This window comes from Sodalis sp. RH19 (assembly GCF_047324215.1).
GTDB lineage: Bacteria > Pseudomonadota > Gammaproteobacteria > Enterobacterales > Enterobacteriaceae > Acerihabitans.
The window spans coordinates 3,618,285-3,632,038 of the sequence record NZ_CP178734.1 but is presented as its reverse complement, the minus strand read 5'-3'; the positions used below and the strand labels follow the sequence as shown (position 1 = coordinate 3,632,038).

At 56.9% G+C, this 13,754-nt stretch carries 13 protein-coding genes and 2 tRNA genes; 7 read left to right on the top strand and 8 right to left on the bottom strand.

Annotated elements, in window-relative coordinates; translation table 11 throughout:
• The first annotated feature begins 12 nt into the window (after window positions 1-12).
• From rpsO to ACL2XF_RS16440, 4 genes are all read left to right on the top strand, one after another.
• Window positions 13-282, top strand: a complete 270-nt coding sequence (rpsO, locus tag ACL2XF_RS16455) for a 30S ribosomal protein S15 (RefSeq protein WP_331123068.1) — start codon at window positions 13-15, stop codon at window positions 280-282.
• 238 nt (window positions 283-520) lie between these two features.
• Window positions 521-2,638 (top strand): polyribonucleotide nucleotidyltransferase, encoded by a 2,118-nt coding sequence (gene pnp, locus ACL2XF_RS16450; protein ID WP_410016507.1) that lies wholly within the window; start codon window positions 521-523, stop codon window positions 2,636-2,638.
• A gap of 149 nt (window positions 2,639-2,787) precedes the next feature.
• Window positions 2,788-3,672, top strand: a complete 885-nt coding sequence (gene nlpI, locus ACL2XF_RS16445; RefSeq protein WP_410016506.1) for a lipoprotein NlpI — start codon at window positions 2,788-2,790, stop codon at window positions 3,670-3,672.
• Between the two features lie 173 nt (window positions 3,673-3,845).
• The gene (locus tag ACL2XF_RS16440; RefSeq protein ID WP_413727180.1) at window positions 3,846-5,768 is read left to right on the top strand and encodes a DEAD/DEAH family ATP-dependent RNA helicase; all 1,923 of its coding nucleotides are present in this window, start codon (window positions 3,846-3,848) and stop codon (window positions 5,766-5,768) included.
• 95 nt (window positions 5,769-5,863) lie between these two features.
• Here ACL2XF_RS16440 and ACL2XF_RS16435 read toward each other — a convergent pair whose 3' ends face one another.
• The 3 genes from ACL2XF_RS16435 to ubiU form a co-directional block, all read right to left on the bottom strand.
• Entirely contained in the window at window positions 5,864-6,874 is a 1,011-nt protein-coding gene (locus ACL2XF_RS16435; protein ID WP_410016504.1) for a luciferase-like monooxygenase, read from the bottom strand.
• A gap of 145 nt (window positions 6,875-7,019) precedes the next feature.
• Window positions 7,020-7,898 carry a U32 family peptidase gene (locus ACL2XF_RS16430; protein WP_410016503.1) on the bottom strand — a complete coding sequence of 293 codons (879 nt, stop codon included), beginning with the start codon at window positions 7,896-7,898 and terminating at the stop codon, window positions 7,020-7,022.
• 13 nt (window positions 7,899-7,911) lie between these two features.
• A complete protein-coding gene (gene ubiU, locus ACL2XF_RS16425) occupies window positions 7,912-8,907 on the bottom strand; it encodes a ubiquinone anaerobic biosynthesis protein UbiU (protein WP_413727178.1) in 996 nt (331 codons plus the stop codon).
• Window positions 8,908-9,199: 292 nt separating this feature from the next.
• Here ubiU and ubiT point away from each other — a divergent pair, with 292 nt between their 5' ends.
• Complete coding sequence (ubiT, locus tag ACL2XF_RS16420) at window positions 9,200-9,724, top strand: ubiquinone anaerobic biosynthesis accessory factor UbiT (protein WP_410016501.1); 525 nt, start codon at window positions 9,200-9,202, stop codon at window positions 9,722-9,724.
• Complete coding sequence (locus ACL2XF_RS16415) at window positions 9,718-10,227, top strand: GNAT family N-acetyltransferase (protein WP_410016500.1); 510 nt, start codon at window positions 9,718-9,720, stop codon at window positions 10,225-10,227. Before ubiT ends, ACL2XF_RS16415 begins: the two co-directional genes overlap by 7 nt.
• Here the strand turns inward: ACL2XF_RS16415 and ACL2XF_RS16410 are convergent.
• Window positions 10,208-10,561 carry a GIY-YIG nuclease family protein gene (locus ACL2XF_RS16410; protein WP_410016499.1) on the bottom strand — a complete coding sequence of 118 codons (354 nt, stop codon included), beginning with the start codon at window positions 10,559-10,561 and terminating at the stop codon, window positions 10,208-10,210. The two genes, ACL2XF_RS16415 and ACL2XF_RS16410, sit on opposite strands and share 20 nt — an antisense overlap.
• Window positions 10,562-10,803: 242 nt before the next feature.
• Here ACL2XF_RS16410 and ACL2XF_RS16405 point away from each other — a divergent pair, with 242 nt between their 5' ends.
• Window positions 10,804-11,277, top strand: a complete 474-nt coding sequence (locus tag ACL2XF_RS16405) for a YhbP family protein (RefSeq protein WP_410016498.1) — start codon at window positions 10,804-10,806, stop codon at window positions 11,275-11,277.
• A 22-nt stretch (window positions 11,278-11,299) separates the two neighbouring features.
• On the opposite strand, the gene ACL2XF_RS16400 is transcribed toward ACL2XF_RS16405, so the two are convergent.
• From ACL2XF_RS16400 to ACL2XF_RS16385, 4 genes are all read right to left on the bottom strand, one after another.
• Entirely contained in the window at window positions 11,300-11,821 is a 522-nt protein-coding gene (locus tag ACL2XF_RS16400; protein WP_410016497.1) for a type 1 glutamine amidotransferase domain-containing protein, read from the bottom strand.
• A gap of 249 nt (window positions 11,822-12,070) precedes the next feature.
• On the bottom strand, window positions 12,071-13,165 hold the full coding sequence (locus tag ACL2XF_RS16395) for a GGDEF domain-containing protein (protein WP_413727177.1): 1,095 nt from the start codon (window positions 13,163-13,165) through the stop codon (window positions 12,071-12,073).
• A gap of 303 nt (window positions 13,166-13,468) precedes the next feature.
• A tRNA-Leu gene (locus tag ACL2XF_RS16390) sits at window positions 13,469-13,555 on the bottom strand.
• A 92-nt stretch (window positions 13,556-13,647) separates the two neighbouring features.
• A tRNA-Leu gene (locus ACL2XF_RS16385) sits at window positions 13,648-13,734 on the bottom strand.
• Window positions 13,735-13,754 lie beyond the last annotated feature (20 nt).

Below are 13,754 nucleotides of genomic sequence, written 5' to 3'. Positions count from 1 at the left end.
TGGAGTGTTATAATGTCTCTAAGTGTTGAAGCGAAAGCTAAAATTGTTACTGATTTCGGCCGTGATGCCAACGATAGCGGTTCCACCGAAGTACAGGTTGCTCTTTTGACCGCTCAAATCAGCCATTTGCAAGGCCATTTTGCGGAACATAAAAAAGATCACCACAGCCGTCGTGGCCTGCTGCGTATGGTTTCACAGCGTCGTAAGCTGCTTGACTACCTGAAAGGTAAAGATGTCGCACGTTACACCGGCCTGATCGAGCGCCTGGGCCTGCGTCGCTAAGCCAGACAGTTTCGGTAGAAAGGGGCCTTATGTGGCCCCTTTCTTCTAGGGAGCAATAACCTTTCCCGGTAATGCGTTGTTGCTTAAGTAGATTCTTCAATTGCTGACATACGCGCGGCTAATGAGAGACTTTATCCGCAGGGTAAGGATTGTCATTAGTCGCGAGGATGCGATAAGAAGATGGGTTAGTCATCGGTGAGTTTTTCTGATTATGCTCACCCTGAAAAAGGATATCATTTTGCTAAATCCGATCGTGCGCAAGTTTCAATACGGCCAACATACCGTCACCCTCGAAACCGGTATGATGGCTCGCCAGGCGACCGCCGCCGTGATGGTCAGCATGGACGACACCGCGGTATTCGTTACCGTGGTCGGGGCCAAGCAGGCCAAGCCGGGACAGAGTTTTTTCCCGCTGACCGTGAACTACCAGGAAAGAACGTATGCCGCCGGGCGTTTCCCGGGTGGCTTCTTCCGTCGCGAAGGCCGTCCCAGCGAAGGCGAAACCCTGATTTCCCGTCTGATTGACCGTCCGATTCGCCCGCTGTTCCCGGAAGGCTTCCTCAATGAAATCCAGGTGATTGCCACCGTGGTATCGGTCAATCCCCAGGTAAGCCCGGATATCGTGGCGATGATTGGCGCTTCCGCCGCCCTCAGTCTGTCCGGCATTCCGTTCAGCGGCCCGATCGGCGCGGCGCGTGTCGGTTATATCGATAGCCAGTACGTCCTGAACCCGACCATGGCCGAACTGGCCGTAAGCCGTCTGGACCTGGTGGTCGCCGGCACCGCGAACGCCGTGCTGATGGTTGAGTCCGAAGCGCAGCTGCTAAGCGAAGACGAAATGCTGGGCGCGGTGGTGTTCGGCCACGAACAACAGCAGATTGTCATCGACAATATCAATGCCCTGGTTGCCGAAGCCGGCAAACCGAAATGGGAATGGCATGCCCCGGAAGTTAACGCCGCGCTGCAAAGCCGCGTTGCCGCACTGGCTGAAGGCCGCCTGGGCGATGCTTACCATATTACGGAAAAACTTGAGCGCTACGCCCAGGTCAACGCCATCAAGGCCGATGTGGTCGCCGCGCTGCAGGCCGAGGACGACACCCTCGACGAAGGCGACATCAAGGAACTGCTGGGCAGCCTGGAAAAAACCGTGGTCCGTAGCCGCGTATTGCGTGGCGAACCGCGTATCGACGGTCGCGAAAAAGACATGATCCGCGGCCTGGATATCCGTACCGGCGTACTGCCGCGCACCCATGGCTCCGCCCTGTTTACCCGCGGCGAAACCCAGGCGCTGGTGACCGCCACCCTCGGCACCGAACGCGACGCCCAGAACATTGATGAGCTGACCGGCGAGCGTACCGACCGTTTCCTGCTACACTATAACTTTCCTCCGTACTGCGTTGGCGAAACCGGTATGGTCGGCTCGCCGAAACGTCGCGAAATCGGCCATGGCCGCCTGGCGAAACGCGGTGTGCTGGCGGTAATGCCTAAAGCGAGTGAATTCCCGTATACCGTGCGTGTGGTATCGGAAATTACGGAATCCAACGGTTCTTCGTCCATGGCCTCCGTTTGCGGCGCGTCATTGGCCTTGATGGACGCAGGGGTGCCTATCAAGGCGGCCGTTGCCGGCATCGCGATGGGCCTGGTGAAGGAAGGCGACAATTTTGTGGTCCTGTCCGATATCCTGGGCGACGAAGATCATCTTGGCGACATGGATTTCAAGGTGGCCGGCAGCCGTGAAGGCGTGACCGCGCTGCAAATGGATATTAAGATTGAAGGCATCACCCGCGAAATCATGCAGGTGGCGTTAAACCAGGCCAAAGGCGCCCGGTTGCATATCCTGGGCGTGATGGAACAGGCTATCAGCCTTCCGCGCGGCGATATCTCCCAGTTCGCGCCGCGTATCCATACCATTAAAATCAGTCCCGACAAGATCAAGGACGTGATTGGTAAAGGCGGCTCGGTTATCCGCGCGCTGACCGAAGAAACCGGCACCACCATCGAAATCGAAGATGACGGTACGGTGAAGGTGGCGGCGACCGATGGTGAAAAAGCCCGTCATGCCATTCGTCGTATCGAAGAGATTACCGCTGAAATCGAAGTGGGCCGCATCTATAATGGTAAAGTGACCCGTATCGTTGATTTTGGCGCGTTTGTGGCCATCGGCGGCGGCAAGGAAGGTCTGGTGCATATCTCGCAAATCGCCGACAAGCGCGTGGAGAAAGTGTCCGACTTCCTGCAGATGGGTCAGGAAGTCCCGGTTAAGGTCCTGGAAGTCGATCGCCAGGGGCGTGTGCGCCTGAGCATCAAGGAAGCGACCGCGCCCGGGCAGGATCAGGTTGTGCCGGAAGTAGAATAATCAGCACGGAATTAGAGTAGAATAACTGTTAGCGCATTTTACAGCTCCTTACCGGGTAGGGGGCTGTTCGTATCACAAGGGCGGGACGCCTTGTGTTAAGCCGATGGGGGACAGGACGTTCATCCAATGTTTTTCTTCGGGAGTGGGAAATGAGGCCTTACTTGCGCTGGTGGTTCGTTGCGATGGCGTTTATGCTGGCAGGATGCAGCAACATTGATTGGCGTAAAGATGACGTTTTAGCTGTGCCATTACAGCCGACGTTACAACAGGAAGTCATCCTGGCACGCATGGAACAAATCCTGGCGAGCCGGGCACTAACCGATGATGAACGAGCACAGCTATTATATGAGCGCGGAGTGCTGTATGATAGTCTCGGGTTGAGAGCGCTGGCGCGAAATGATTTTTCACAAGCGTTGGCTATCCGGCCTGATATGCCTGAGGTTTTTAACTATCTCGGCATTTATTTGACGCAGGCAGGCAATTTTGATGCTGCCTATGAAGCGTTTGATTCTGTACTAGAGCTTGATCCAACTTACAACTACGCGTATTTAAACCGTGGCATTGCCTTGTATTATGGAGGCCGCTACCGTTTGGCGCAGGATGATCTGCAGGCGTTTTATCGCGACGACCCAAATGATCCTTTCCGTTCGCTGTGGCTTTATCTGGTTGAGAAACAAATCGATACCAACAAAGCCAAAGACGCGCTGACTCAGCGCTATAAAAAAGCGAACAGGGGGCAATGGGGATGGAATATTGTCGAGTTCTACCTGGGGGACATCAGTGAAACTACGCTGATGGAGCGCCTTAAGGCGGACGCAACGGATAACACTTCGCTCGCCGAGCATCTCAGTGAAACTGACTTCTATTTAGGTAAGCATTACCTAAGTCTGGGGGACAAGAACTCCGCTTCGGCGCTGTTCAAACTGACGGTCGCTAACAACGTACATAACTTTGTTGAGCACCGCTATGCATTGTTGGAATTGGCGCTCTTAGGCCAAGGGCAAGACGACCTATCAGAATCGGACCAGCAATAGCTGACGAACTAAACTATTCAGCCCATTACCTTTTTTATCATCTGCAAGGGTGAGGGCTTGTTTGTTCGTTTTAAATCCAATTTGAGCCGGTTCACACTTTTGATGAAAATGAATGAATGTTTTCACGACGAGGTATGTAGACTGGCCGCCATGATGAAATGAGGCACGTGTACATGTCTGAAGTTGAAACCAAAGCAGAAATTAATTTTGCCGATCTGGGGCTTTCCACCCCCATCCTGAACGCCCTGACCGACCTGGGTTATGAAAAACCATCGCCGATCCAGTTAGAATGTATTCCGCAGCTGCTCGCGGGACGCGACGTCTTGGGTATGGCGCAAACCGGGAGCGGCAAGACCGCCGCGTTTGCCCTGCCTTTATTACACAATATCAATGCCGAACTGGCTGTACCGCAGGTGCTGGTGCTGGCGCCGACCCGTGAGCTGGCTGTGCAGGTCGCGGAAGCGATTTCCGATTTTGCCAAGCACATGAAAGGCATTAACGTGGTGGCGCTGTACGGCGGCCAGCGTTATGACGTGCAGCTGCGCGCCCTGCGCCAGGGTCCGCAGGTGGTGGTGGGCACGCCCGGTCGTTTGCTCGACCATTTGAAACGCGGCACCCTCGACCTGTCCAAATTAAGCGGACTGGTGCTGGACGAAGCCGATGAAATGCTGCGCATGGGCTTTATCGAAGATGTCGAAACCATTATGGCGCAGATCCCGGCCAAACATCAGACCGCCTTGTTCTCGGCCACCATGCCGGAAGCGATTCGCCGCATTACCCGTCGTTTTATGAACGACCCGCAGGAAGTGCGCATTCAATCAAGCGTCACCACCCGTCCGGACATCAGCCAGAGCTACTGGACGGTGCAGGGCATGCGTAAGAATGAAGCGCTGGTCCGTTTCCTGGAAGCGGAAGACTTTGACGCCGCCATCATCTTCGTGCGCACCAAAAATGCCACGCTGGAAGTGGCGGAAGCGCTGGAGCACAGCGGCTACAACAGCGCGGCGCTGAACGGCGATATGAACCAGGCGTTGCGTGAGCAAACGCTGGACCGCCTGAAGGACGGCCGCCTCGATATCCTGATTGCCACCGATGTAGCTGCGCGCGGCCTGGATGTTGATCGCATCAGCCTGGTCGTGAACTACGATATCCCGATGGATTCTGAGTCCTACGTTCACCGTATCGGCCGTACCGGCCGTGCGGGCCGCGCCGGCCGTGCGCTGCTGTTTGTTGAAAACCGCGAACGCCGCCTGCTGCGTAATATCGAACGCATCATGAAGCTGACCATTCCGGAAGTGGAAATCCCGACCGGTGACGTCCTGAGCCAGCGTCGCCTGGCTAAATTCGCCGCCAAGGTCCAGGCCCAGTTGGAAAGCAGCGATTTGGATATGTACCGCGCGCTGCTGGCTAAATTACAGCCGGCGGAAGAGCTGGATATGGAAACGCTGGCCGCCGCGTTGCTGAAAATGGCCCAGGGCGAACGCCCGCTGATCCTGCCGCCTGATCCGGTCATTAATCGTCGTCCGCGCAGCGAGTTCCGCGATCGTGACGAACGTCGCCCTGAAGGCGCCGATCGCGGTGGCGAACGTCCGGCCCGCCGTGAACGTCGCGACGTTGGCGAAATGGATCTGTACCGCATTGAAGTGGGCCGTGATGACGGCGTTGAAGTACGTCATATCGTGGGCGCCATTGCCAACGAAGGCGATATCAGCAGCCGCTATATCGGTAATATCAAGCTGTTTGCTTCCCACTCCACCATTGAGCTGCCGAAAGGCATGCCGGGCGATATGCTGTCGCATTTCACCCGTACGCGCATCCTGAATAAACCGATGAACATGCAGTTTGTCGGCGAAGCAGTGGCCGCGCCGCGCGGTGAACGCCGTGGCGGCGGTGCCGGTGCCGGTGCGCCGCGTGGCGCCTTTGGCGGCGAACGTCGTGAAGGCGGCAACGGTGCTCCCGCCGGTCGTCGCAGCTTCAGCGGCAGCCGTGAAGGCGGCGCGCCGGCGGAACGTCGTTTCAGCGGCAGCCGTGACGGCCAGCGCGGGCCGCGTCGCGAAGGCGATGCCGCGCCGACCACGCGTCGCCGTGATGCATAATCGCTGAATGATAAAAAAACCCGCTGCGGCGGGTTTTTTTATGGCGGAAGGCAACCCGGCTCGGGGGACAGGGTCAGGTGGGATTTAACAAGCGATTACGCCGTCAGTGCCGACCGCGCCGCCATCGCCAGCTCAAACGAACGCAGCCGGGCCTGGTGATCAAAAATCTGGCCGTTGATCATCAGCTCATCCGCGCCGGTTTTATCGATAATCGCCTGCAGCCCGGCGCGCACCTGATCGCGATCGCCCACCACCGACATGCGCAGCGCCTGTTCCACGCCATATTGCTCGCCTTGCGACCATAACGCGTCGAGGTCCTGCACCGGCGCCGGCAGCGGGCCGGGCCGGCCGCGGCGCAGGTTAATGAACTGCTGCTGCATGGAGGTAAACAGGAAACGCGCGTCGCGTTCGCTGTCGGCGGCCACCACATTGATGCACACCATGGCGTAAGGCTGTTCGAGGGAGGCGGACGGTTTGAAATTCCGGCGGTAGAGATCCAATGCCTGCCACAACAGGTCCGGCGCGAAATGCGAGGCGAAGGCAAACGGCAGCCCCAATGCCGCCGCCAGCTGGGCGCTGTACAGACTGGAGCCCAGCAGCCAGATTGGCACATGCAATCCCTGTCCCGGCACGGCCTGCACCGGCTGGCCCGGCTTCGCGTCGTCGAAATAGCCCAACAGCTCCTGCACGTCGCGCGGGAAATTATCCACCTCGCCGGCCAAATGGCGGCGCAGGGCAATCATGGTACGCTGATCGGTGCCCGGGGCGCGTCCCAGGCCCAGATCGATACGTTTGGGGTAAAGGGTTGCCAGCGTGCCGAACTGTTCGGCAATCACCAACGGCGAATGGTTCGGCAGCATTACGCCGCCGGAGCCTATCCGCAGCGTGGTGGTGCCGCCGGCGATATAGCCCAGCAGCACCGCGGTGGCGGCACTGGCGATACCGGTCATATTGTGGTGCTCGGCCGCCCAGTAACGATGATAGCCCCATGCCTCGGCGTGGCGGGCGAGATCAAGCGAGCATTCAAACGCCTGCCGGGGCGTGGAGCCCTGGGGTACCGGCGCCAGGTCGAGCAGCGAAAAAGCGATAGGTTGTTGTTTAATCATAAGTAAACTCACAGTCAGTCGTCGCCCATAGCTTTGCGGGCTAATGATAACTATGAGTATTACCCAATTTTCCGCTTTCCGATACTACTAATATTTGTAGGGTTATCGACCGCCGAATCCGCGGCGCACGCCTTGGGGACGCCCGCTACTCCACCAGTTCCAGCCCGGCGATACGCCGCCAGTAGCCGTTGCAGTCCCTGTCGCGCGCCAGCGCCAGGGGCTGCTGTCCCTGCTGGTTGGCCCTAAAACGCTCCAGCATGGCGAGGGTATCCATTCCCTGCGGCGACAGCCGTACCACATCCACCATACCTTGCATGGAGGTCTGTTCGTTAATCAGGTTATAGCAATAGCCGCTTTGGGTCTGGATGCCGTTGAGGACGAATACCCGCTGCTGTTCCTGCGACAAGACCTCGCGCCCCTGCGGATACTTAATGCAGCAGGTTTCACATTCGTCTTTCGGCCGGTTTTCCGAACGCGCGGTAAAACAGCGGGCGGAATAGGCCAGGGGAAGGTGGCCGTAGCTGAACAGTTCCACTTCAAACCCGCCGCGAAAACCGAGCTCGTCGCATTGCGCCAGAATATTGCCCAGCCATTCCCTGGACAGCTCCACCGGCATACACCAGCGCACCATGCCCTGGCGGTGCAGGATGCGCAGGGTATAGGCGTTATAGCAATTCAAGGCGGGACCGGCGACAAACGGCAGCCGGTGTTCCGCCGCGAGGTGCGCCAGGCCGATATCGTTCGCCTCCAGCAGAAACTCGCCGTTGTCCAGATAACGTTTCAGCTCGCTTAATTCCGATGGCGCCTGAATCAGCGCCAGCGTGGAAATCACCACCTGCTTGCCGGCGGACGCCACCGCTTTGGCAAGCGACAGCCAATCGCCGGTTTTCATGGCGCGGCGTTTACTGCAAATGGTCTCGCCCAGATAAATGATATCGGCGCTGCTGTCGCACGCCGCCTGGTAAAAGGCTTCGATATCCGGTTTCGGCCAGTAATAGAGTACCGGCCCCAATGCATATTTCATGTCGGGTCTCCTGTTACTGCCAGCGGCGATGATAGGCGCCAAGCGTGGTTTGCGTTCCTTCGGACACCGCGCCCAGCGCCTCGGTCCATGCGGGCAGCGGCGCAAAATCCTGGGGATTGGCGATACAGTTGTCGATAGCCTGGCGCCAGACCTTGGTCACCTGGCTGACGTAAGCGGGGCTGCGCTGCCGTCCTTCGATTTTCACCGAGGCGATATTGGCCGCCAGCAGTTCGGGAAGCAAAGACAGCGTATTGAGGCTGGTCGGCTCCTCCAGCGTATGATACTTCTGTCCGTCCACGTAATAGCGGCCCTTGCACAACGTCGGGTAGCCGGCGTATTCGTCCGGGCCGTAGCTGTCGATAAGGACGTTGTTCAGACGCGATTCCATGGCGGAGCCGGTTTGCGTCCAGCGCACGAAACGCGCCGGTGAACAGGCGCCGACGGTATTGGGCGATTCGCCCGTGAGGTAGGAGGAGAGATAGCAGCGCCCCTCCGCCATGATGCACAGGCTGCCGAAGGCGAACACTTCCAGCGGTACCGGGCTGATAAGCGCCAGCTGTTTCACCTGATGCATCGACAGCACGCGCGGCAGCACCACCCGCGCCACGTCAAAATGCTGTTGGTAGAAGCGGATGGCCGCCTCGTTGGTGGCGGACGCCTGCACCGAGACATGGCGTTCAATCTGCGGATAACGCGCGGCGGCGTATTCCAGCATGGCGGGATCCGCCAGGATCAGCGCGTCCGCCCCCGCCTGGGCCGCCATATCCACGGCGCGTTGCCAGCGCGCGTAACCGTCAGGGTGGGCAAATGTATTAATGGCGATATGCAGTTTTCGTCCGTGGCGATGCACGTACTCCTGCGCTTCCTGCAGACGTTTGTCGGTAAAATTCAGGCCGGCGAAATGGCGGGCGTTGGTATCGTCCTTCAGGCCGATATACACCGCGTCGGCGCCGTTATCGACGGCAGCCTTGAGGGCCGGAAGGTTCCCGGCGGGACAGAGCAGCTCCATAAAGCTCCCGAATAGTGTGTTGGCATGGGCGCAGAGCGTGTCATGCCGTAAAGGATCATTAGCCAACGGGTTGTTTTAGCAGCAAATGATGCATAGTCGTTATGGCAATTCTAAATAAGGTTGGCGCGGGAAAGATTGATTTGAGGCAGCTTATGGCGTAATGACAGCATTTAAAGCTGCGACGGCTATGCTTAAATAAGCAATCTTTCTTTATGAATAATTGATGTAGACCCCGACTGGTTTTAACCACTGTGGCAAAATAGGCGCAGATTCGTTTAGAGGAGTAGAAACAGTGTTGGAAAAACTACGAGCACACTTGGTGCGCCGGGGGCCGTCGCTGTTGCGCTTGCCGATCACACTGACACCGTTCGCGTTGCAGCGTCAGGTGTTGGAACAGGCGCTGCGCTGGCAGTTTCGCGCAGCGCTGGCCGAGGGTGAACTGGCTTTTCTGGAGGGGCGCTGGCTTAGGATCGAGGTCGAGGATATCGCGCTGGTATGGTATATGACCGTCGAAAATGAGCAACTGAAGGTCAGCCGCCAGGCGCGGGCCGATGTCAGCTTCAGCGGCAATGCCAACGATCTGATCCTTATCGCCGCCCGTAAGGAGGACCCCGACACGTTGTTTTTCCAGCGCCGGCTGCGCATCGAAGGCGATACCGAGCTTGGCCTGTACGTGAAAAATCTCATGGATTCGATTGATCTGGCCACCATGCCGCCCTTGCTGCGCGCGGCGCTGATGCAGATTGCCGCCTTTATTCAGGCCGGCTTGCAGGAGGGCGTGGATGCCGAGGGCATCCACGTATCCCAGCCGTGCTGATACGCGTGGAAATACCGGTGGATGCGCCGGGAATCGACAGCCTGCTGCGGCGGGCCTTCGGGCGCGACGCCGAGGCGGAGCTGGTCCATCGCCTGCGTGAGGATGGGCTGCTGACCCTGGGTATCGTGGCCACGGACGACGAAGGCGGGGTTATCGGCTACGCGGCGTTCAGCCCGGTGTGGATTGGCGGCGAGGATTGTCAGTGGGTCGGCCTGGCGCCGCTGGCGGTGGAGGCCGCTTTCCGCCGCCAGGGCATCGCCCGGCAGCTGATCTATGAGGGGCTGGACACCCTTAACGAGTTCGGTTATCGCGCCGTGGTGGTCCTGGGCGCGCCCGACTATTATTCGCGCTTCGGTTTCATTCCCGCCGCGCGTTCACAGCTGCATTGCCGCTGGCCCGGCGCGGAAGCCGCCTTCCAGCTGTTTACCCTGGCGGAGGATGCGCTGGAGGGCGTCAGCGGCCGGGTGGAATACGCCGAGCCGTTTAATCAGCTGGCGCTTTGACGGCCGGCTGCCCGCTATTTCCCGGATAGTCGCCGGTACGCCGTTGCGGCTGCAGGCTCGGCCAGATCGCCTCAAGCGTTGAAGCCTGGCTCGCGACCAGCCGCTCCTTTTGCGCCCGCGTCAGCTGCTTGATGCGATACTCCCATCGCAATGCCCCCCCCCGATCGCCGGCCGGGCAGTGGTAAACCAGAAGCAACGGACCTTTGCCGCGCAGGGCCTTGGCGCCGCTGCCGCGTTGGTGCTGCGCCAGCCGCCGGGCCACATCGGTGGTCACGCCGGTATAGAGGGCGCCGCCGGCGGTGCGAATCAGGTAAATATGCCAGCAAGGGGTCATGGAATTGCGCCTTAAGCAGCCAAACGAAATCTAGTGGGAAATGGCCTCTTGGGCAAAGAGTCCATGGGTAATATTTCCAGAAACAGCTATGATGGTACCTACTTTAACCGTCAGGCGTAAAGGACGATATTAAGCCCTTAATACGCTGTGCAAGGTTTGCAAAAGTTGCGCATAATTAATTGGACATGCAAGAACGCGTGGCGATATGCTGGTTATAACCTTATAAAGGATAAGAGATTATCGTGCGAACGGACGACCCCCTGAAAGCCATCGTAGCTTACCTGAAAAAGCAGCATGTTTTAACGCTTTGCACCGGCGACGCGCAGACCTTATGGTGCGCCAATTGCTTCTATGTGCTGAACGAACCCGATCTGTCGTTATATATGTTAACGGATCATACCACCCGCCACGGCATCCTGCTGGCGGAGAATCAACATGTCGCCGGCACCATCAGCGATCAGACCGTTACCATCAGTCTTATCAAGGGCATACAGTATAGCGGCGAGGTTAATCAGATCACCGGCGACGCGGCCCAGACGGCGCGCAAGCAGTATACCGCGCGCTTCCCGCTGGCCAAGCTCGCGACCTCGCCCATATGGCGTTTGCGTCTGGATGAAATTAAGCTGACCAACAATAAGCTGGGGTTCGGCACCAAGCTGAGCTGGAAGCGCGAAGACGATGAAGCTGATACAGGCCTGGCCAGTCGCCAGGCCTGAGACCCCGGGCGGATGCCCTGGGTTATTTCTTATTGAGAATACGCAGCGATTCCCGGTTAAACGCCGGTAAATCATCCGGTGTGCGGCTGGTTACCAGGGTATCGTTATCAATGACCACTTCTTTATCAAAAAAGTCGGCGCCGGCATTTTTTAAATCCACCGCCACCGCTTTTACCGTGGTCATTTTTTTACCGCGTACCGCATCGGCGCTTATCAGCAACTGCGGGCCATGGCAAATGGCGAAAATCGGTTTGCCGCTTTGCGCGAAGGCCCGCGTGAAATCAACAAAACGGTCGTCGCCGCGCAAGGAATCAGGCGAGTGGCCGCCGGGCAACAACAGGGCGTCGAATTGGTCCACATTGACCTCGTCGATGGACTTATCAATGGTCACCTTGGCCTCGCCGCGCTTGCCGGTGACGGTTTGGCCCGCTTTTTTATCGATGGTGATGACCTGGTGTCCGGCCTGCTGATAGGTCTGGGCCGGCGAGGTAAACTCCGCATCTTCGAATTCATCAGTAATTAAGACTGCGATTTTTTTGCTCATCCTGTCCTCCGTCAGATGAATAATGAACTGTCCTAAGCCTAGTGCCGGATTGGCCCGTCAGCAAGTTTGTTTATTAACTGTATATAATATAATCGGTTAGCGTTAATTGACGGCGGGATATTGGGGTAGGCGCGGGTGCGGATTATTAAGATAATACTGAGGAATATTTTGCTGAAATATAAATGTCTCTCCCGGCGGCCTTATAAATAATGGCGGGCCGCGGCATTAAACGCGGCCCGGGCATTCATATCAGGATTCAGCCGTTTGGGTATTTTGCCTAAAAGAATTTAACGGGGCGATTTCGACCGAATTCCTGCCGCGTTTTTTTGCCAAATATAGGGCGCCATCGGCAGCGGTAAGCGAAGCTTCTATATCGCTGTCGGCCATAATGGCAATTCCGGCGCTAAGGGTCACGGAGGTGGAAACCTGATCGTTAAATAAATGCGGGATTTTTAAATCCAGCACGGCCTGCCTGACATTTTCAGCACAGGTCAGGGCATATCCGTCATCGACGTCTATCAGCAGTATCAGGAACTCCTCGCCGCCGTAGCGCACCACGATGTCCCGGGAGCGCACCGCATCGCGAATAGCCACCGCTACGGCGACCAAGGCCTTGTCGCCCATGGTGTGGCCGTAATTGTCGTTGTAGGCTTTGAAATGGTCGATATCCAGCAGCAGAATATAATGGCTGGTGGGGCCGTTGCCCGTCAGGTTGCTGAGCTTGTTTTGCAGGCCCCGGCGGTTAAACAGGCCGGTAAGGGGATCTATCATGCTGAGATCGCTGAATTTTTCCCGTTCTTCGCTGAGCCGGTTGACCAGTTCCGCCGTAAAGGCTTCGCTGCGTTTTTGCATCAGGCTGTGCAGCGTAAAGCTTATCAGCGGCAGCGCAATGGTGAACAGCAAGACCAGGATATGGTTGAACTGATCCAGCACGATAACTATCAGCGCCGGCGGCAGGCTGTGCAGGCAAAACGCCACGAAATAATCGGCCAGCGAAATAGCGCTGATGAAAAATACCATCATCAGGCTGAAGAGCAGGAAATTATTCTCAGCGGGCTGAAGCTGGTTATAGCGCACGGCGATATGCCAGGCCCAGAGTAAGCCAATAATAATTGCAAAAACATTCAGTTGATGAGCATAATTTCTCATTTTGTAATTACTCATCATTAAAGTAATTACACAAACGATCGCCACCAGTATGGATGGCGGCGTGGGAGAATGGGTATTATTCAGGGCGGTGGCGACATAAAAAACCGAAAAAGCGATATTAAGCAGCAAAAACAATAGCAACGACAGGCGAAGCCTACTCCTGCGGAGTTCTTCATAGCTGTAGGTATTTATCATGTCTTAACTTTTTAGCCCCGGCTGTCCACTATGGCAATAACAGACGACAAGAATTCTGAATAAACTATGATTATTAATAATTTGGTATCGTTATTATGAAAGTTTGGCTTAGAAAATTAATAGAATAATTTAACAGCTTTACACGTGGCTGTCACTCGCCGATGGAGCGTGATGCGAAAACAGGGGAAAAGAAGCCGCAGAGGCTGGAGGGGCGCAGCGTAGCTGCATGCCTGACCGACGCGACGGACTGACGAAGGGTCAGCGGCGCTGCGGTATCTACCGTGAAAAAAACGAGCATGAATATGGTGCGAAGGGAGGGACTTGAACCCTCACGTCCGTAAGGACACTAACACCTGAAGCTAGCGCGTCTACCAATTCCGCCACCATCGCAGGCTATTCATCTCATACTTACACGTAAAACTTTTTATTCAGAACAGGCCGCCTGTACCGGGGTACGGCGTGCTTTCGTTCTGGTTACCGATTGGTGCGAAGGGAGGGACTTGAACCCTCACGTCCGTAAGGACACTAACACCTGAAGCTAGCGCGTCTACCAATTCCGCCACCATCGCGTGCAATCCGGCAACATCTT